We start from the raw sequence: 18,672 nt of genomic DNA on the forward strand, positions 1-18,672 counted from the left end.
ATGTACACCGGATCACGAGTAGCGGACACGCACCACGGCTCGGCACCCAACCCGATTCCGGTCGCGCCCGCAAGCCCCCTCCGTTTCACCCTCCTCGGCCCGCTCGAACTCGTGCGGGACGGGATCGACTACGCGCCGACGACACCGAAGCTGTTGCAGGTGCTCGCCATGCTGGTGATGAGCCCGGGGAAGATCGTCCCCATCGACACGATCGTGCGGGAACTGTGGGCCGACGACCCGCCGCGCAGCGTCCGCACCACCATGCACACCTACGTCTACCAGCTTCGCAAGTGCATCGAGGAGAACGAGCTCGCCCCGTACGGTGAGACCATGCTGGCGACGAAACCGCCGGGGTACGTGTTCGGGATCGCCCCCGAGCAGGTGGACGTCTTCGAGTTCCAGGAGCTGCAGCAGCGGGGCCGGGAGCTGCAACTGCGAGGCGAGCACGCCGAAGCGGCGAAGGCCTTCCGTTCCGCGCTCGCCCTGTGGTCGGGCCCGCCGCTCGCGAACGTCCACTGTGGACCGGTGCTGTCGGCGTACTCGGTCGATCTGGTCGAGCAGCGGCGCAGCACGCTGCACCTGCGGATCGAGGCGGACATCGCGGCCGGGATGCGGCACGAGCTGATCGGCGAACTGCGGTCCCTGGTCGCCGCGAACCCGCTGGACGAGGCCCTGCACGGGCAGCTGATCCGCGTGCTCGGCCGCAGCGGGCGGCGTTCCGACGCGCTCGCCACGTACCGTCAGGTGCGGACCCGGCTCAACCACGAACTCGGCGTCGAGCCCTGTGACGAACTGCAGGTACTGCACCACGGCCTGCTGTCCGAGGGTGAACCCGCGTGAACACCACTCCCCGCAACGGAACGAAAGTGAGGATCGACGGATGAGCATTCGTACCTATGGACAGTTCTGCGGTCTGGCCAGGGCGCTGGAGATCATCGGCGAACGCTGGTCACTGCTGATCGTCCGTGACCTCGTCCTCGGCCCGAAGCGGTTCACCGAGCTGCAGGCAGGCCTGCCCAAGATCCCGCCGAGCACGCTGTCCGCGCGGCTCAACGAACTCGAGCAGTCCGGGGTGCTCCGCCGCCGCCTGCTCCCCCAGCTCGACGCCGCGGTGGTCTACGAACTCACCGAGTACGGCAGCGAACTCGACCAGATCGTGCTGGACCTCGGCCTCTGGGGCGCTCGGTCGCTCGGGCAGCCGTCCGCCGACGACGTCTTCACCCTGGACTCGGCGATCCTCTCGCTGTACACGACCTTCCGGAGCGAGAAGGCCAAGGGCGTCCAGGTCACCTACGAACTGCGCTACCCGGGCGAGATGATCCTGCACGCGATCGTCGAGGACGGCGCGCTCAAGGTCGCGGAGGGCGCGCACCCCGGCGCCGACGCGGTCATCGAACCGCTCGGCCCGTTCATCAAGGACCTCCTGACCGGGGACCTCACCGCCGCCGACGCGACGCGAACCGGCAAGATCCGCCTCGAAGGCGCCTTCGAATACCTCGAACTGTTCGCGGAACTGTTCCACATCCCCGCGGCTCCGAAAGTGACCGAAGGAATCGTCGTCCGTTGAGCCATCCGGCGTAATACCGCAGGTCGGATCAGCAATCCGGAGTAACGGAAACCTCCGGATCGCGGGCTATCGTCAGGATCCGTCACCGGTCGGTCTTTCGTTATAGGAGCCCTTCATGGCCACACTCGATTCGCGTCCGGGTCTACTCGCCGCGCTCAACGGGAAATACCACCGCGCGGCTCTTCTCTCCTTCGCGGTGGTGGTCGTGGCCCACTGGGCGGAACACCTGGTGCAGGCGTTCCAGATCTACGCCCTGGGCTGGAAGACCCCGGACGCGCGCGGCGTACTCGGGATCCCCTTCCCGAAACTGATCAGCTCCGAATGGCTGCACTACGGCTACGCCATCGTCATGCTGGTCTTCCTGTTCGCCCTGCGCAAAGGTTTCGCCGGCCGTTCGCGGCAGTGGTGGAACCTCGCGCTCGGGTTGCAGTTCTGGCACCACATCGAACACCTGCTCCTGCTGATCCAGGCGCAGACCGGCTGGCGGCTCGGCGGCGGCACCGCGCCGAGCAGCATCATCCAGCTGTTCATCCCGCGCGTGGAACTGCACCTGTTCTACAACACGATCGTCACCATCCCGATGATCATCGCGATGATCGTGCACCGGAAGGCCCCCGCCGCCGAGCGGGAGCTGACCGGGTGCACGTGCTCGCCCGAAAGCCGGCGTGAGCTGGCGACCGCGGCGTCGTGACCAGGAGGCTCTTCGCGCTACTGGCGTTGCTGGCGGCGTGTTTCGGGGTCGCGGTGCTCACCGCGGCCCCGGCCTCGGCCCACGTCGAACTCCTTTCCTCGAACCCCGCCGACGGCGCCCGGCTCACCTCGGCCCCCGCCCGGGTCTCGCTCACCCTGTCGGAGAACATCGGCATCCAGCCGAACTCGATCAAGGTGCTCGACCAGCAAGGCACCGACGTGGTGGCCGGTCCGGTCTTCCAGCCGGGCGAGGTCGCCGAAGAGGTCGCCGTCGAACTGGAGCCCGATCTTCCCGACGGCAGTTACCTCGTCGAGTACGCCTTCGTCTCGACGGATTCGCATCCGGTGCGCGGCACGATCGCCTTCGTGATCGGCACCGGTCCCCTGATCACGTCGGCGGGCGCGGTGTCCGCCTCCACCGGGACCGACCCGGTGACCGACGCGCTGTTCACCACCTTCCGCTGGGGCTCCTTCGGTGGTGTCGCGCTGCTGGGCGGGCTGGTGTTCCTGCTGGTCTGCCGCCCGGAAGGCCGCACCGATCCGTCGGCGCGGAAGCTGATCCGCGCGGGCATCTGGGTCTCCGGGGTCACGGCCGTGGCCGGATTCCTGCTGCAAGGTCCGTACGTCGCGGGCCGCGGGGCGGGCGCGATCTTCGATCCGGCACTGATCGAGGCGACCCTGCGGGTGGCGTACGGGAAGCTCCTGCTCCTGCGCCTGGCCGCGATCGTCGCGCTCGCTGTGATCGTGCGACGGCTGCTCGCGGGCGACCTGCCGGACCGGCTGCGCTCTCGCTACGAGAACCTCGGCATCGCCGCCGGGTTCATCGTGATGCTGAGCTTCTCCGCGACCGGGCACGCGGTGGCCGACAAGATCATGTTCCTCTCGGTCAGCGCCGATCTGGCGCATTTCGGCGCGATGGCCGTCTGGGTCGGCGGGCTGATCCAGCTGGCCGTGCTCCTGCGCGGCACGTATTCGGCATCCGAAGCCGAACCGGCGCTGGCGCGGTTCCACCCGATCGCCACCCGGTCGATCGTGATCATGGTGGTCAGCGGCGCCTACCTCGGCTTCCGGCTCGTGCCGTCGGTCGAGGCGCTCTGGACGTCGGCCTACGGCATCCTCTTCGTGGCGAAGCTGGCCGGATTCACCGCGCTGCTGCTGGTGGCGAACGTGAGCCGCAACGCCGTGCGGCGCGGGATCTCCGGGCGCGGCGGTACCGGTGTGGTGACCGCCGACCTGCGGAAACTGCGGATCAGCGTCGGGGTCGAGGTGCTGATCGTCGCCGTGGTGCTCGCGCTGGCCGCGGCGCTGTCCTCGATGTCCCCGACCGGCTGATCACCGCTCGATCTCCTCCTCCGGCGGGGCGAACGGCCCCCAGGTGAAGGCCCGGAGCCACGGCTCGGGATCGCCAAGCCAGTCCATGGCGGCGATCTGGGCCGGGCTCCGACGCCCGGCGAGCGACCGGTACAGGTCCACGGGCGCACCCGAAAGCACCGCCGCGACCGGCTCGGTACCCGCGACCCAGGTCGCGCCCTCGGTCTCGATCCGCATGCCGGGCAGTCCGTGCCTGCCGAGCGAGTCGCCGAGGCCGCGGACGAGCACTTCGAATCCCCGCAGCCAGGCGGCGTGCGCCCCGGGCGGCGGAACGCCGAGCGCGTACCGGAGATCGAGCTCGTGGGTGAAGGCGTCCATCACCATGATGTCGCCGCGGCCCTTCCCGTCGCCGTCGGCGGCGAGGAGGGTGTCGGCCTCGGGGCCGCGTTCGAGCCAGAGTTTCAGCACTTCGGCGGCCGACGCCGTCTCCGGTACCGGGCAGGCCTCGCCACCGAACCGGGTGATCACCCGATCGCAGATCTCGGCCAGATGCGCGACCAGCTCCCGGACGGTCCACTGTGGACAAGCCGGGACGGCCCGCTCGGCGGCACCGGCGTGATCGGCGAGCAAGATCGCGAAGTTCTCTCTGACCTGCCGATACCCTTCGGCCGCTGTCGCCGTATTCCAGCCAGGGACCCGAATTCGGCTGCTCGTCACGCGGCCACCTCCAGTAGGGGTAAGCGATGGTCGTCCATTCTCCCACCGGTTCGCCGGCTTCACGCTTCTTCCCGCTTGCGCGTACCGTTCAACGCAAAGACCACCCACCCGTGGCGCGTGTCGCCGCGGCTTCAGGCACACTGGTCGGTGAAAGCCCCGTGTGGCAAGAGAAAGCGCCCAATGGCGACACATCGACCACTGTGGAGGTGACCAATGGAGATGCCCGGCTTCGATCTGGCGTGGCGTGGTTTCGATCGCGCGCAGGTCCGGGAATTCGTTCGCGAGGTGGAAGCCGAACTACGACGAGTGGAAGCCGAACGCGACGAGGCTCTCCGCCGCGAAGAGGCTCTCGACGCCGAACTCACCGGCGCGCGCGAGGACATTCGCGAATTGAAGGCCACGGTCGACCGGATCAGCCGTGTCCCGATCGCGCCGGACGCGTTGCAGGAGCGCTCGCGCCGGATGCTCGAACTCACCCGCGAAGAAGCCGAGGACATCACCGCCCGCGCCGCCGAGCAGGCCGCCAAGGCCGAGGCGGAACGGAAGCGGGTCGCCGAAGACTTCGAGCTCGCCATGTCGCTGCGCCGCGCGGAGGCGATGCGCGCGCTCGCAGCACGGGACGAGGCCGCGCAGGCCCGGGCGAAACAATTGCTCGACGACGCCGCCGCGGAGAGCGAGCGCCTGGTCGCCGAAGCGCGGCAGAAGGCCGACGTGGCCCTCCGCCTGCGCGACGACGTGCTGAAACAGCTGGTCGGCTGCCGAGAGCTGCTCACCGAGGCCGGTTCGGTGCTTGCCGTGTCCCCCACACCGAAACCGGAAGTGCCCGTTCAGCGCCGGAGCAGGCCCGAAGCCCGCACCGGCACCGAAGCGGCCGCGACCTAGGCGGGGTCGCCTGAAGAAAAGACGACCGGCCGGATCTCCATCGCGTTGATATGCGCGTCCGGGATCTGGCCCGCGATCTCGATCGCGCGCTCCTTGCTGTCGCATTCGACCAGGTAGAAGCCGGCCAGGTACTCCTTCGACTCCGCGAACGGGCCGTCGGTGACCACCGGGACGCCGTCACGCACCCGGACCACCGTGCTCTCCTTCGGTTCCGCCAGCGCCTGCGTCCCCAGCAGTTCGCCGCTCTCGGTGAGCTTCTTCATGAAAGGGTCGATGCGCGCGACCACCTCGTTGCGCTCCTCCTCGGGGAGCGCGTCCCAGGCGGTGGGGTTCATGGTGATCATGATCATGTACTTCATCGGTGTTCCTCCTGGTCGTCCGGCGGCCGGTGCCCCGGCCACTCACGCAGGAGTCGGAGCCGCCGGATCGTCCTCGACATCCTGGCATCCTGGAATTCGGCCAACCCACGCATATACGTGGGGAGGGTATAGTGGTCGAGGACAGGGAACGACGAGAGAACGGGTGCGGAATGACGGGCTACGGCACCGAGCGGGAGGCCTATCTCAAGCGCCTGCGCCGGATCGAAGGGCAGATCCGCGGCTTGCAGCGGATGGTGGAAGAGGACAAGTACTGCATCGACATCCTGACCCAGGTGTCCGCGGCCACGAAGGCGCTGCAGTCGTTCTCCCTCGAACTGCTGGACGAGCACCTCGCCACCTGCGTGGTCCACGCCGCCGCCGCCGGCGGTGAAGAGGCCGACCTCAAGGTCCGGGAGGCGTCCGACGCCATCGCCCGGCTGGTCCGGTCCTGAAGCGTCGCAGCCGCAGGCTGTTGGTGACGACGAACACCGAGGAGAACGCCATCGCGGCCCCCGCGATCATGGGGTTGAGCAGGCCGAGCGCGGCCAGCGGCAGCGCGGCGACGTTGTAGGCGAACGCCCAGAACAGGTTGCCCTTGATCGTGGCGAGGGTGCGGCGCGCGAGCCGGATGGCGTCCGCGGCCGCGCGCAGGTCGCCGCGCACCAGGGTGAGGTCACCGGCCTCGATCGCGGCGTCCGTCCCGGTCCCCATCGAGAGACCGAGGTCGGCCTGCGCGAGCGCGGCCGCGTCGTTGACGCCGTCGCCGACCATGGCGACCACGCGTCCTTCGGCCTGCAGCCGTTTGACGACGTCGACCTTGTCCACGGGCAGGACCTCCGCGACCACCTCGTCGATCCCCACTTCGGCGGCGACGGCCTTCGCGGAACCGGCGTTGTCGCCGGTCAGCAGGACAGGGCGGAGCCCGAGCGCCTTCAGTTCCGCCACGGCCTCGGCCGACGTCGGCTTGACCGTGTCGGCGACGACGACCACGCCACGTGTCTCGCCGTCCCAGGCGACGACCACCGCGGTCGCGCCACGATCCTCGGCGGCCGTCTTGACCTGGGAATACTCGTCGCCGACCGCGATACCGTGCTGGTCGAGGAGCGCGGGCCGCCCGGCGAGAACGGTCTTACCCTCGACCTCGCCGATGACGCCAAGGCCCTCGACGTTGCGGAATCCGCCGACCGGCGGCAGCTCACCCAGCCGCTCCTCGGCGGCCTCGACGATCGCGCGGGCGATCGGATGTTCGGACGCGTGCTCGACCGCCGCTGCCAGGCGCAGCACCTCGGTCTCATCGGCGCCGAAAAGATCGGTGAGACTCATCTTCCCGGCGGTCACCGTGCCGGTCTTGTCCAGGACGACGGTGTCGACGGCACGAGTGGATTCGAGCACCTCCGGCCCCTTGATGAGAATGCCCAGCTGCGCGCCGCGCCCAGTGCCGACCAGCAGCGCTGTCGGTGTGGCAAGGCCGAGCGCGCACGGGCAAGCGATGATCAGGACCGCGACGGCGGCGGTGAAGGCGGCGTCGGCTCCGCTGCCCGCGCCGAGCCAGAAGCCGAGTGTGCCGACCGCGAGCGCGATCACCACTGGGACGAACACGGCCGACACCCGGTCGGCGAGCCGCTGGACCCGCGCCTTGCCGTTCTGCGCGTCCTCCACCAGCCGTGCCATCTGCGCGAGCCGTGTGTCGGCGCCGACCCGGGTGGCGCGGACGACGAGCCGCCCGCTCGCGTTGACCGTCCCGCCGACGACGGCGTCCCCTGCGCCGACCTCCACCGGGACGGCTTCACCCGTCAGCATGCTCAGGTCGACGGCCGAGCCGCCGTCGGTCACGACACCATCGGTGGCGATCTTCTCCCCCGGCCGTACGACGAACTCGTCGCCCGCCTTCAGCGCACCGATCGGGACGCGGCTCTCTTGGCCGTCCTTGAGGACCGCGACGTCCTTCGCCCCGAGTTCGAGCAGCGCCCGCAGCGCGGCTCCGGAGCGGCGCTTGGACCTGGCCTCGAAGTACCGGCCAGCCAGGAGGAACGTGGTCACCCCGGCGGCGACCTCGAGGTAGACGTTGCCCGCGCCGGACCCGCGCTGCATCGTCAGCTCGAAGCCGTGGCGCATGCCGGGTACGCCGGCGGCGCCGAACAGCAGGGCGTACAGCGACCAGAGCGTGGCGGCGACGACGCCGAGCGAGATCAGGGTGTCCATGGTGGCGGCGCCATGGCGGAGGTTCGTCCAGGCCGGGCGGTGGAACGGCCACGCGCCCCAGGTGACGACCGGCGCGGCCAATGCCAGCGAGACCCACTGCCAGTAGGTGAACTGCCAGGCCGGGACCATCGCCAGCACGATCACCGGCACGGCGAGCACGGCGGAGACCACGAGACGGGTTCGCAGGGAGCCGGTCTGGTCTTCGTCTTCGTCGGGCCGGGGCGGCTGAGCCGTGTAGCCGGCGGACTCGACGACACCGACGAGGTCTTCGACCGAGAGCGCGGCGGGGAAGTCGACCTGCGCCTTCTCGGTGGCGTAATTGACCGTGGCGGAGACGCCGTCGACCTTGTTGAGCTTGCGTTCGACCCGCGCGGCGCAGGAGGCGCAGGTCATCCCGCCGATGGCCAGCTCGACTCGCTGGGATGTCGCGGCGCTCACGGCGTACCTCCCGGATGGTGCCCGTGATGCTCGCTGGCCGGCGCCGGCGCGGGCGGCTCGTCCAGCGGCCCGACGGCGGAACCGATCGCCCAGGCGACGGCGAACACCGCGACCAGGGCCGCGGCGAACGCCGACACCTTGACGGCGGTGCTCACGAGACGAGCTGGTAACCGGCCTCGGTGACGGCCGCGTCGACGGCTTGGACGTCCAGGGGCGCGTCGCTGGTGACGGTGACCTTGCCGCTGGCGACGTCCACGTTCACGGCGCTGACACCCGCGATCCCGCTGACCTCCTCGGTGACGGAGGAGGCGCAGTGCCCGCAGGACATGCCCTTCACGGTGTAGGTGGTTTCGGCCATCGGTACGAACTCCTCTACAGGACAGGTGGAGCGATCACTTCCTTTATACCCCGTGGGGGTAGGGGTGTGCACGGAGGGTGCGGGGACACTGCGGAAATGAGGAAGATCTCCGCCATCGGCATCGGCGCCGGCGACCCGGAACACCTGACCGTCCAGGCCGTCCGGCGGCTGAACGAGACCGATGTGTTCTTCGTCCTCGACAAGGGTTCGGAGAAGCAGGACCTGACGGCGCTGCGCCAGGAGATCCTCGACCGGTTCGTCGAACGGCCCGGCTACCGCGTCGTCCGGGCGCCGGACCCCGAACGCGACCGTACTCCGGACGACTACCGGAAGGCCGTCGCCGATTGGCACCGGCTCCGGACCGACGTCTACGAGAACATGATCGCTTCACTAGGTCCCGACGAGCGGGGCGCGTTCCTCGTGTGGGGAGACCCTGCGCTCTACGACTCGACTCTGACCCTGCTGGACGCCGTGCTCGCCAGGGGGAACGTCGAGTTCGAGTACGACGTCATCCCGGGCGTGAGCAGCGTGGCCGCGCTGACCTCCCGGCACCGGACCACGATGAACCAGATCGGCCGCCCGGTCCTGGTCACGACCGGCCGCCGCCTCGAAGCCGGCTGGCCCGCGGACGTCGACGACGTCTTCGTCATGCTGGACGCGAACTGCACCTTCTCGCAGTTCGTCGACACGGGCCTGGAGATCTACTGGGGCGCGTACCTCGGGACGCCCGACGAGCTCCTGCTCTCCGGTCCCCTGTCCGCCGACCTCGCCGCGGAGATCCGCTCCGTCCGCGCCTCCGCGCGCTCCCGCAAGGGCTGGATCATGGACATCTACCACCTACGCCGCCCGACCCGCCCCTAACTCGCTTACCCCCCTCGCTTACCCCCTCGCGTGCCCTACCCCGTCACTCACGTGATCAGAGGCGTAACTCGCGTGTCCAGAGGCGTCATTCGCGTGCTTGAGCCCGTAACTCGCGTGCCCAGGCTCGTAACTCACGTGGTCAGGCGGCCGGCGCGTGTGTTTGCGTGGACGACACGCGTGATCAGGGGGACGACACGTGTGATCAGGTGGCCGGGGTGCCGTGTCGGCCAGCCAATCACGCTTGTCGTCCCGGTAGACACGGGTGTCGTCCGTGTGATCACACGTGTCACGTCTCTGATCACGTGAGTGACGGGTTCAATCACGCGAGATACGTCTCTGATCACGTGAGATACGGGTTAAGTCACGCGTGTGGCGGGGTTTAGGCATGAAAAAAAGGGCCCAGGTCGGGAGAACTCTGGGTTCTCGACCGACCTGGGCCCTTTTCTTTAAAGTTAGTCCGGCGGTGTCCTACTCTCCCACAACCCTTCGGTTGCAGTACCATCGGCGCTGTCAGGCTTAGCTTCCGGGTTCGGAATGGGACCGGGCGTTTCCCTGACGCTATAACCACCGAAACACTACGAAACAACACTCCCACCGATCTTGCTGGTGGTTGTGTGGTGTTTCAGAGCTGTAGAGTGGATGCGTAACATCTTTGTGGGCAAGTCCTCGGCCTATTAGTACCAGTCAACTCGACAACACATTACTGTGCTTCCATTTCTGGCCTATCAACCCAATGGTCTGTTGGGGGCCTTAACCCACAAAGGGGTGGGATACCTCATCTTGGAACAGGCTTCCCGCTTAGATGCCTTCAGCGGTTATCCCTTCCGAACGTGGCCAACCAGCCATGCCACTGGCGTGACAACTGGCATACCAGAGGTTCGTCCGTCCCGGTCCTCTCGTACTAGGGACAGCCTTCCTCAAGTATCCTACGCGCGCGGCGGATAGGGACCGAACTGTCTCACGACGTTCTAAACCCAGCTCGCGTGCCGCTTTAATGGGCGAACAGCCCAACCCTTGGGACCTACTCCGGCCCCAGGATGCGACGAGCCGACATCGAGGTGCCAAACCATGCCGTCGATATGGACTCTTGGGCAAGATCAGCCTGTTATCCCCGGGGTACCTTTTATCCGTTGAGCGACACCCCTTCCACCAGGTGGTGCCGGATCACTAGTCCCGACTTTCGTCCCTGCTCGACATGTCTGTCTCACAGTCAAGCTCCCTTGTGCACTTGCACTCAACACCTGATTGCCAACCAGGCTGAGGGAACCTTTGGGCGCCTCCGTTACTCTTTAGGAGGCAACCGCCCCAGTTAAACTACCCATCAGGCACTGTCCCTGAACCAGATCATGGTCCGAGGTTCAGATTCCCAATCCGACCAGAGTGGTATTTCAACAACGACTCCACCAACACTAGCGTGCCGGCTTCACAGTCTCCCACCTATCCTACACAAGCCGAACCGAAAACCAATACCAAACTATAGTAAAGGTCCCGGGGTCTTTCCGTCCTGCCGCGCGTAACGAGCATCTTTACTCGTAGTGCAATTTCGCCGGGCCTGTGGTTGAGACAGCCGGAAAGTCGTTACGCCATTCGTGCAGGTCGGAACTTACCCGACAAGGAATTTCGCTACCTTAGGATGGTTATAGTTACCACCGCCGTTTACTGGCGCTTAAATTCTCAGCTTCACCCCGAAGGGTTAACCGGTCCTCTTAACGTTCCAGCACCGGGCAGGCGTCAGTCCATATACATCGTCTTGCGACTTCGCATGGACCTGTGTTTTTAGTAAACAGTCGCTTTCCGCTGGTCTCTGCGGCCACCCACCCCTAGTCCGCAAGGGACTTCAGAGTGTTTGGCCCCCCTTCTCCCGAAGTTACGGGGGCATTTTGCCGAGTTCCTTAACCACAGTTCACCCGATCGCCTTAGTATTCTCTACCTGACCACCTGTGTTGGTTTGGGGTACGGGCCGTGCACGCACTCGCTAGAGGCTTTTCTCGGCAGCATAGGATCACTCTACTTCGCCTCAATCGGCTACGCATCACGTCTCAACCTTGATGAGCGGCGGATTTACCTACCACTCGGTCTACACGCTTACACCAGTACTACCACTCACTGGCGGAGCTACCTTCCTGCGTCACCCCATCACTCGACTACTACGGAATCAGATCCCACGCTCCACAACCACCCTCCACCCCGAAGGGTCTTGGATGGCGCTTCGGGTGGTTAGTATCAACCGCCTCATCCTGGGCGCACGTGCTCGGGTACGGGAATATCAACCCGTTATCCATCGACTACGCCTGTCGGCCTCGCCTTAGGTCCCGACTTACCCTGGGCGGATTAGCCTGGCCCAGGAACCCTTGGTCATCCGGCGGCAGAGTTTCTCACTCTGCATTCGCTACTCATGCCTGCATTCTCACTCCCACACCCTCCACGACTGGCTTCCGCCGCCGCTTCCCTGGATGCAGGACGCTCCCCTACCCATCAACACGACTAGACGTCCCCGCAAGGAGAACGCCGATCTATATGTGTCAATGACACAGCTTCGGCGGTGTGCTTAAGCCCCGCTACATTGTCGGCGCAGGACCACTTGACCAGTGAGCTATTACGCACTCTTTCAAGGGTGGCTGCTTCTAAGCCAACCTCCTGGTTGTCTGGGCAATCCCACATCCTTTCCCACTGAGCACACACTTAGGGGCCTTAGCTGGTGTTCTGGGCTGTTTCCCTCTCGACGACGAAGCTTATCCCCCGCCGTCTCACTGCCACACTCTCACACCACGGTATTCGGAGTTTGGTTGATTTCGGTAACCCGGTAAGGCCCCTAGACCATCCAGTAGCTCTACCCCCGTGGAGAAACATGTGACGCTGCACCTAAATGCATTTCGGGGAGAACCAGCTATCACGGAGTTTGATTGGCCTTTCACCCCTACCCACAGCTCATCCCCTCAGTTTTCAACCTAAGTGGGTTCGGCCCTCCACGTCGTCTTACCGACGCTTCAGCCTGGCCATGGGTAGATCACTCCGCTTCGGGTCTAGACCACGCGACTCAATCGCCCTATTCAGACTCGCTTTCGCTACGGCTACCCCACACGGGTTAACCTCGCCACGCAGCACTAACTCGCAGGCTCATTCTTCAAAAGGCACGCCATCACCTCAACATCACAAGGATGTGCTCGGGCTCTGACGGCTTGTAGGCACACGGTTTCAGGTACTCTTTCACTCCCCTCCCGGGGTACTTTTCATCTTTCCCTCACGGTACTAGTCCGCTATCGGTCTTCAGGAAGTATTTAGGCTTACCGGGTGGTCCCGGCAGATTCACAGCAAATTCCACGAGCTCGCTGCTACTCGGGAACACCACCAAGGTCCACAAACATGTGTTTTCGCGTACGGGACTCTCACCCACTCCGGTCGCCCATCCCAAGGCGTTCCACTAACACACGCGTAAACCCGGAAGACTGTCAGATCTTCCAAGGCGGGTCCCACAACACCACACACACAACGCCTGACAGCTTGACATGTGCATGGTTTAGCCTCTTCCGCTTTCGCTCGCCACTACTCACGGAATCACGGTTGTTTTCTCTTCCTACGGGTACTGAGATGTTTCACTTCCCCGCGTTCCCTCCACACACCCTATATATTCAGATGCGGGTAACACCACATAACTGGTGCTGGGTTTCCCCATTCGGAAATCCTCGGATCACAGCTCGGTTGACAGCTCCCCGAGGCATATCGCAGCCTCCCACGTCCTTCATCGGCTCCTGAAGCCAAGACATCCACCATGTGCCCTTAACAACTTGACCACAAAGATGCTCGCATCCACTCTACAGTTCTCAAACACCACACCAGAAACAAACAACCCTGGAGCTCGTGTAAGCCCCTCGGCGTGTTGCCTCAGGACCCAACAGCGTGCATAGTGAACAATTCTCGACTGAATCCGGCGTAACACTTTCCACGCTCCTTGCGGAGCAGTACTCGCCCCCGCCGGCAACCCAATCTCGAACCCTAACCAGTAGTTCCACAATTCCTTGAGCAACCAGCGCTACCACACATTCGGTGGTGAAACCCTGGCCACTCCACAGCGCTGATCTCGGGTATCCCGAGGACTGTGGATGTGTTGCTCCTTAGAAAGGAGGTGATCCAGCCGCACCTTCCGGTACGGCTACCTTGTTACGACTTCGTCCCAATCGCCAGTCCCACCTTCGACCACTCCCTCTCCGAAGAGTTGGGCCATGGGCTTCGGGTGTTACCGACTTTCATGACGTGACGGGCGGTGTGTACAAGGCCCGGGAACGTATTCACCGCAGCGTTGCTGATCTGCGATTACTAGCGACTCCGACTTCACGCAGTCGAGTTGCAGACTGCGATCCGAACTGAGACCGGCTTTAAGGGATTCGCTCCACCTCGCGGTATCGCAGCCCTCTGTACCAGCCATTGTAGCATGTGTGAAGCCCTGGACATAAGGGGCATGATGACTTGACGTCATCCCCACCTTCCTCCGAGTTGACCCCGGCAGTCTCCCACGAGTCCCCGCCATAACGCGCTGGCAACGTAGGATAAGGGTTGCGCTCGTTGCGGGACTTAACCCAACATCTCACGACACGAGCTGACGACAGCCATGCACCACCTGTACACCAACCACAAGGGAAGCCCTATCTCTAGGGATGTCTGGCGCATGTCAAGCCCAGGTAAGGTTCTTCGCGTTGCATCGAATTAATCCACATGCTCCGCCGCTTGTGCGGGCCCCCGTCAATTCCTTTGAGTTTTAGCCTTGCGGCCGTACTCCCCAGGCGGGGCGCTTAATGCGTTAGCTACGGCACGGACAACGTGGATGTCGCCCACACCTAGCGCCCAACGTTTACAGCGTGGACTACCAGGGTATCTAATCCTGTTCGCTCCCCACGCTTTCGCTCCTCAGCGTCAGTATCGGCCCAGAGACCCGCCTTCGCCACCGGTGTTCCTCCTGATATCTGCGCATTTCACCGCTACACCAGGAATTCCAGTCTCCCCTACCGAACTCAAGTCTGCCCGTATCGCCCGCACGCTCCACGTTAAGCGTGGAGTTTTCACGAACGACGCGACAAACCGCCTACGAGCTCTTTACGCCCAATAATTCCGGACAACGCTCGCACCCTACGTATTACCGCGGCTGCTGGCACGTAGTTAGCCGGTGCTTCTTATCCAGGTACCGTCACTTGCGCTTCGTCCCTGGCGAAAGAGGTTTACAACCCGAAGGCCGTCATCCCTCACGCGGCGTCGCTGCATCAGGCTTGCGCCCATTGTGCAATATTCCCCACTGCTGCCTCCCGTAGGAGTCTGGGCCGTGTCTCAGTCCCAGTGTGGCCGGTCACCCTCTCAGGCCGGCTACCCGTCGTCGCCTTGGTAGGCCATTACCCCACCAACAAGCTGATAGGCCGCGGGCTCATCCTGTACCGCCGGAGCTTTCCACCACCAACCATGCGATCAGCAGTCATATCCGGTATTAGACCCAGTTTCCCAGGCTTATCCCAAAGTACAGGGCAGATTGCCCACGTGTTACTCACCCGTTCGCCACTAATCCACCCCGAAAGGCTTCATCGTTCGACTTGCATGTGTTAAGCACGCCGCCAGCGTTCGTCCTGAGCCAGGATCAAACTCTCCAACAATGTCAAATTTGATCGAGGCAATTTAATGCTCTCAAAGGAACCTCAAAACGAGGTTCAAATACATAAGCTCTACTGGCTTAGTTCACTAGCACACTGTTGAGTTCTCAAGCAACACACCCCAGATCGCACCACAGTCACGCGGCCTTATCCGAAGCAGTCATTCCTAGCAGTTTTTGGTGAGACACCCACTCAATCGCACTGAGCGAGAGCTTGGTTCGTGTCCCGGTCGGCCGCCCGGTTTCCCTGGCGACGAAGAGAACTTTACATGGCCGGAAACCCCCGAAAACAGGGGGGTACCTTAACGACATTCGCGCAGGTCAGAGGCCATAAACGAGCCCTGACCCGGCGATCACGCGGTGATCGCTCCAAGAGACCTCAGGTGAACTCCTGGGCAAGAACATTGCTCCGAGTACATTGCACCGTATTGATCGCGAGGATTGCTCCGATTAGCGTCGGGTTCATGAGCACTGCGGAACTCGACGGCATCTCCGTCGCTTACGACGACCTCGGCGCCGGGTTGCCGGTCGTCCTCGTCCACGGCCATCCCTTCAACCGTTCGATGTGGCGTCCCCAGGCCGAGCGCTTCAGCCAGGAGGGTTACCGGGTCATCACCGCGGACCTTCGTGGGTACGGCGCAACGACCAAGCCGCCGGAGAGCACGAAGACCGGACTCGACGTCTTCGCGGCCGACATCGCGCGACTCGCCGATCACCTCGGTCTGGAGCGCTTCGTGCTCGGTGGCCTCTCCATGGGCGGGCAGATCGTCATGGAGTTCCACCGCACCTACCCCGACCGTGTCGCCGGGCTCCTGCTCGCCGACACCTCTCCCCAGGAAGAGACAGAGGAGGGCAAGCGCGTTCGCAACGAGATGGCGGACCGCCTCCTCGCGGAGGGACTGAACCCCTACGCGGAGGAAGTGCTGACGAAGATGGTCTCCCCCGAGAACGTCCGCACGATGCCGGACGTGGCGGCGCACGTGCTCGGCATGATGCGCACGACTCCCCCGGAAGGGGCGGCGGCCGCACTAAGAGGACGGGCCGAGCGGCCGGACTACAGGGAGAGCCTCACGCACGTAGCGGTACCGGCCCTCGTCGTGGTCGGAACCGAGGACGAGTTCACGCCGGTCTCGGACGCCGAGCTCATGCACGACCTCATCCCAGGCTCCACCCTGGCGGTGATCGAAGGCGCCGCGCACATGCCTAACCTGGAGCGCGAGGCCGAGTTCAACGACGTGTTCGCACGGTTCTTGAAAGAGATTGATTGATGCCCCAGAAGACTGTTTTCGTGACCGGTGCCAGCGCCGGGTTCGGCGTCGAGATCGTCCGCCGGTTCGCCGCCGACGGCGCCAAGGTCGTCGCGGCCGCGCGCAGCAAGGACCGGCTCGACAAGCTGGCCGGCGAGCTGGGCGAGAACGTCCTCCCCTTCGAACTCGACGTCCGGGACGCCGACGCGGTGGCCGCGCTCCCTGGCACGCTGCCCGCCGGATTCGCCGAGGTCGACCTGCTGGTGAACAACGCCGGCCTCGCGAAGGGGCTCGAGCCCGCCCACCGGGCGAAGCTCGACGACTGGGACCAGATGATCGACACGAACATCAAGGGGCTCGCGCACCTCACCCGCGCGTTGCTGCCCGGCATGGTCGAGCGCGGCCGCGGGCACGTGATCAACATCGGGTCGGTCGCGGGTTCCTACCCCTACCCCGGCGGCAACGCCTACGGGGCGACCAAGGCGTTCGTGCACCAGTTCAGCCTGAACCTGCGCGCGGACCTGCAGGGCACCGGCGTCCGGGTGACCAACGTCGAGCCCGGCCTGGTCGGCGGCACCGAGTTCTCCGTCGTCCGGTTCGAGGGCGACCAGAGCAAGGCCGACAACGTCTACAAGGGCACGACGCCGCTGACGGCCGCCGACGTGGCCGAGTCCGTCTTCTGGGCGGCTTCGCAGCCGGAGCACGTGAACATCAACGTCATCGAGTTGATGCCGGTGGTGCAGAGCTTCTCCGCGCTGCATATCCATCGGTCGGAGTAGGCCGGTCAGGCGGAGCCTGTCCGTTGAGGGTGGTGGTGGGGCGGGGTCCGGGGAGGTCGAACAGGTCGAAGAGCGCCTGCTGTTCCGGGCTCCGCTCGGTCAGCAGGCGCCGCGTCCGCGGGCGGCCGCCGGTGGACGGATACCGAAGCACCGTCTCCCCTATCCCCGCGAGGCTGTCCATCAGTTCACGGACCGACAGGTTCATCCCGGCGCGGTCGGCCTCGCGCCGCATGAGGTGCGTGACCGTGGACGCAAGCACCGTGACGAGTGTGTGCACCGCGATCCGATGCGGCGTCCATTCCCAGCGCGGGGCCGGGCCGGTGACGGCGGGGCCGGTCAGCCAGCGGAACGTCGAGTCGAGGTGGGTCCGGGCCCGGTACGCGGTAACGACCTCGGACACCGGCCAGTCGTGGTCGGTGACCAGCACCTGCTTGCCGAAGAACTCGTCGTGCAACCGCGAGACGGCGGCGTCGTCGACCTTCCAGGTCAGGCGGATTTCCCCCGGCTTCGTCCCCGTCAGGGAAGGGGAGAGCACCCGTTCGACGCGGCGGCCGCGGGTGATCCGCGCGATTTCGGCGTTCACCTGACCGCGATCGCCCCGGTAGACGCCCGACGCCAGCGCGGCGTCGAGGCCGGCGAGCTCGCGCGTCGCGGTGCTCAGTTCCTCGCCGAACGCGCGGGCCTGCGCGTTGTGCAGGGTCTCCGAATGGGTCAGGATCACGCGCCGGCGCACACCCGCGACGACGGCTCTCGTGTCGAGGGCGGTCAGCCCGGCGAAGCGCTCCGGATCGACGGGTCTGCGCGCGGACGGCGGTTTCGACAGCAGCTCCGGATGCTCCGAAAGCGGGAGCGCGCCGACGAAGTGCCGCCCGAGGTCCAGTTGCGCGGCCTGGCCCGCGGTGAAGACCAGCGTGACGGGATACAGCGAGCGGAGTCGCTCGGCGAGCTCGGCGAACGGTGGAGCCTCATCCCTCCGGTACACGTGTGACGCCAGCGGGATCGCGCCGTCCTTGGTCACCACCAGGCCGAGTCCGGCGAGTTCGCAGCGGCAGGGATCGGCCGTGGTGAAGGTGGCGAACTGCGGGACGTCCACGGCGAGCGCGGCGTCGCCCGTCCCCAACCAGGAGAGCACGGCGTCGGCGACGGCGGTCTCGATCCGGGCGATCCGTTCGGGCGTGAGGCGGTGCAGGGCGCGCCAGTGATTCGGGAGGTCCGCCCGGACGAATTCCCGGGCGACGGAGTCTCGCCACCAGTCGGCTAATCGCGTTTCGGGAGCTGTCGCCCGGTGCAGGACGGCGAGCGCGAGATGCGTCCCGAGGGTTGTCGCGGCGCGCTGGGGTCCGACGGCTTCGTCGACCCGGCGTACGAAGTCGAGCCGTCGCAGCGTGGCCCATACCGCCGCGACGTCGCCGAAGGTCCGGTGACGCGCTTCGCCGGGGGCTGAGACGTCGCCCTCCATCGCGCGCCCGATCTCCTCGGCCGTGCCGAGGTAACGCTGCGAAACCACGCGCGGTTCGCCGTCGACCCGCGCGGAGGTGACGAGGTAGTAGTACGTCCGCCCGCCGACCTTCTTGCCGATCACCGAAGCCACACTTTAGGTAATACACTCGCACCCGCTGATCGGCAACCAAG

Annotated in this window: 15 protein-coding genes and 3 rRNA genes; 9 read left to right on the forward strand and 9 right to left on the reverse strand. The window is 65.3% G+C overall.

The genetic code is table 11. The annotated features are described in order from the left end of the window. The 4 genes from NQK81_RS13805 to NQK81_RS13820 all read left to right on the forward strand — a co-directional run bounded on the left by NQK81_RS13805 (window position 1) and on the right by NQK81_RS13820 (window position 3,589). Complete coding sequence (locus NQK81_RS13805; protein ID WP_257488508.1) at window positions 1-840, forward strand: AfsR/SARP family transcriptional regulator; 840 nt, start codon at window positions 1-3, stop codon at window positions 838-840. A gap of 40 nt (window positions 841-880) precedes the next feature. After that, window positions 881-1,567, forward strand: a complete 687-nt coding sequence (locus NQK81_RS13810) for a winged helix-turn-helix transcriptional regulator (protein WP_034313734.1) — start codon at window positions 881-883, stop codon at window positions 1,565-1,567. A 115-nt stretch (window positions 1,568-1,682) separates the two neighbouring features. Then, window positions 1,683-2,258, forward strand: coding sequence for a hypothetical protein (locus tag NQK81_RS13815; RefSeq protein WP_126729937.1), 576 nt, complete (start codon window positions 1,683-1,685; stop codon window positions 2,256-2,258). Continuing rightward, window positions 2,255-3,589 (forward strand): copper resistance CopC/CopD family protein, encoded by a 1,335-nt coding sequence (locus NQK81_RS13820; protein WP_257488509.1) that lies wholly within the window; start codon window positions 2,255-2,257, stop codon window positions 3,587-3,589. The genes NQK81_RS13815 and NQK81_RS13820 overlap by 4 nt, the downstream gene beginning before the upstream one ends. On the opposite strand, the gene NQK81_RS13825 is transcribed toward NQK81_RS13820, so the two are convergent. Then, window positions 3,590-4,198 (reverse strand): maleylpyruvate isomerase family mycothiol-dependent enzyme, encoded by a 609-nt coding sequence (locus NQK81_RS13825; RefSeq protein ID WP_257488510.1) that lies wholly within the window; start codon window positions 4,196-4,198, stop codon window positions 3,590-3,592. Between the two features lie 300 nt (window positions 4,199-4,498). Here NQK81_RS13825 and NQK81_RS13830 point away from each other — a divergent pair, with 300 nt between their 5' ends. Continuing rightward, a complete protein-coding gene (locus NQK81_RS13830) occupies window positions 4,499-5,167 on the forward strand; it encodes a M protein (RefSeq protein ID WP_257488511.1) in 669 nt (222 codons plus the stop codon). On the opposite strand, the gene NQK81_RS13835 is transcribed toward NQK81_RS13830, so the two are convergent. Then, window positions 5,164-5,526: a YciI family protein gene (locus tag NQK81_RS13835; protein ID WP_126729944.1), complete on the reverse strand. Its 363-nt coding sequence runs from the start codon at window positions 5,524-5,526 to the stop codon at window positions 5,164-5,166. The two genes, NQK81_RS13830 and NQK81_RS13835, sit on opposite strands and share 4 nt — an antisense overlap. Before the next feature lie 170 nt (window positions 5,527-5,696). On the opposite strand from NQK81_RS13835, the gene NQK81_RS13840 reads away from it, so the two are divergent. Then, on the forward strand, window positions 5,697-5,978 hold the full coding sequence (locus NQK81_RS13840; RefSeq protein WP_007034631.1) for a metal-sensitive transcriptional regulator: 282 nt from the start codon (window positions 5,697-5,699) through the stop codon (window positions 5,976-5,978). On the opposite strand, the gene NQK81_RS13845 is transcribed toward NQK81_RS13840, so the two are convergent. From NQK81_RS13845 to NQK81_RS13855, 3 genes are read right to left on the reverse strand one after another with little or no spacing between them, the layout of a single operon-like run. Next, window positions 5,929-8,121: a heavy metal translocating P-type ATPase gene (locus tag NQK81_RS13845; protein ID WP_257489755.1), complete on the reverse strand. Its 2,193-nt coding sequence runs from the start codon at window positions 8,119-8,121 to the stop codon at window positions 5,929-5,931. The two genes, NQK81_RS13840 and NQK81_RS13845, sit on opposite strands and share 50 nt — an antisense overlap. A 41-nt stretch (window positions 8,122-8,162) precedes the next feature. After that, window positions 8,163-8,321 (reverse strand): hypothetical protein, encoded by a 159-nt coding sequence (locus NQK81_RS13850; RefSeq protein ID WP_185926948.1) that lies wholly within the window; start codon window positions 8,319-8,321, stop codon window positions 8,163-8,165. Next, on the reverse strand, window positions 8,318-8,524 hold the full coding sequence (locus NQK81_RS13855) for a heavy-metal-associated domain-containing protein (protein ID WP_126729947.1): 207 nt from the start codon (window positions 8,522-8,524) through the stop codon (window positions 8,318-8,320). Before NQK81_RS13855 ends, NQK81_RS13850 begins: the two co-directional genes overlap by 4 nt. Window positions 8,525-8,620: 96 nt before the next feature. On the opposite strand from NQK81_RS13855, the gene cobF reads away from it, so the two are divergent. After that, the gene (gene cobF, locus NQK81_RS13860; protein ID WP_257488512.1) at window positions 8,621-9,385 is read left to right on the forward strand and encodes a precorrin-6A synthase (deacetylating); all 765 of its coding nucleotides are present in this window, start codon (window positions 8,621-8,623) and stop codon (window positions 9,383-9,385) included. A 455-nt stretch (window positions 9,386-9,840) separates the two neighbouring features. Here the strand turns inward: cobF and rrf are convergent. From rrf to NQK81_RS13875, 3 genes are all read right to left on the reverse strand, one after another. Further along, window positions 9,841-9,957, reverse strand: a 5S ribosomal RNA gene (rrf, locus tag NQK81_RS13865). 82 nt (window positions 9,958-10,039) lie between these two features. Next, window positions 10,040-13,176: ribosomal RNA gene (locus NQK81_RS13870) — 23S ribosomal RNA — on the reverse strand. A 325-nt stretch (window positions 13,177-13,501) separates the two neighbouring features. Next, window positions 13,502-15,018 (reverse strand): 16S ribosomal RNA (locus NQK81_RS13875). The 16S, 23S and 5S rRNA genes sit together here, the layout of an rRNA operon. 460 nt (window positions 15,019-15,478) lie before the next feature. On the opposite strand from NQK81_RS13875, the gene NQK81_RS13880 reads away from it, so the two are divergent. Beyond that, window positions 15,479-16,282 (forward strand): alpha/beta fold hydrolase, encoded by an 804-nt coding sequence (locus NQK81_RS13880; RefSeq protein ID WP_257488513.1) that lies wholly within the window; start codon window positions 15,479-15,481, stop codon window positions 16,280-16,282. Next, the gene (locus NQK81_RS13885) at window positions 16,282-17,040 is read left to right on the forward strand and encodes an SDR family oxidoreductase (protein ID WP_257488514.1); all 759 of its coding nucleotides are present in this window, start codon (window positions 16,282-16,284) and stop codon (window positions 17,038-17,040) included. Before NQK81_RS13880 ends, NQK81_RS13885 begins: the two co-directional genes overlap by 1 nt. Here NQK81_RS13885 and NQK81_RS13890 read toward each other — a convergent pair. Then, entirely contained in the window at window positions 16,979-18,631 is a 1,653-nt protein-coding gene (locus NQK81_RS13890) for an IS1634 family transposase (RefSeq protein WP_257488515.1), read from the reverse strand. The two genes, NQK81_RS13885 and NQK81_RS13890, sit on opposite strands and share 62 nt — an antisense overlap. Window positions 18,632-18,672 lie beyond the last annotated feature (41 nt).

This window comes from Amycolatopsis roodepoortensis (assembly GCF_024628825.1).
Taxonomy (GTDB): Bacteria; Actinomycetota; Actinomycetes; order Mycobacteriales; family Pseudonocardiaceae; genus Amycolatopsis; species Amycolatopsis roodepoortensis.

Coding starts and splice junctions, on each gene's coding strand:
- cobF (WP_257488512.1), top strand. CDS start 8,621: ATGAGGAAGATCTCCGCCATCGGCATCGGCGCCGGCGACCCGGAACAC.
- NQK81_RS13880 (WP_257488513.1), top strand. CDS start 15,479: ATGAGCACTGCGGAACTCGACGGCATCTCCGTCGCTTACGACGACCTC.
- NQK81_RS13815 (WP_126729937.1), top strand. CDS start 1,683: ATGGCCACACTCGATTCGCGTCCGGGTCTACTCGCCGCGCTCAACGGG.
- NQK81_RS13885 (WP_257488514.1), top strand. CDS start 16,282: ATGCCCCAGAAGACTGTTTTCGTGACCGGTGCCAGCGCCGGGTTCGGC.
- NQK81_RS13845 (WP_257489755.1), bottom strand. CDS start 8,121: ATGACCTGCGCCTCCTGCGCCGCGCGGGTCGAACGCAAGCTCAACAAG.
- NQK81_RS13810 (WP_034313734.1), top strand. CDS start 881: ATGAGCATTCGTACCTATGGACAGTTCTGCGGTCTGGCCAGGGCGCTG.
- NQK81_RS13855 (WP_126729947.1), bottom strand. CDS start 8,524: ATGGCCGAAACCACCTACACCGTGAAGGGCATGTCCTGCGGGCACTGC.
- NQK81_RS13805 (WP_257488508.1), top strand. CDS start 1: ATGTACACCGGATCACGAGTAGCGGACACGCACCACGGCTCGGCACCC.
- NQK81_RS13835 (WP_126729944.1), bottom strand. CDS start 5,526: ATGAAGTACATGATCATGATCACCATGAACCCCACCGCCTGGGACGCG.
- NQK81_RS13830 (WP_257488511.1), top strand. CDS start 4,499: ATGGAGATGCCCGGCTTCGATCTGGCGTGGCGTGGTTTCGATCGCGCG.
- NQK81_RS13840 (WP_007034631.1), top strand. CDS start 5,697: ATGACGGGCTACGGCACCGAGCGGGAGGCCTATCTCAAGCGCCTGCGC.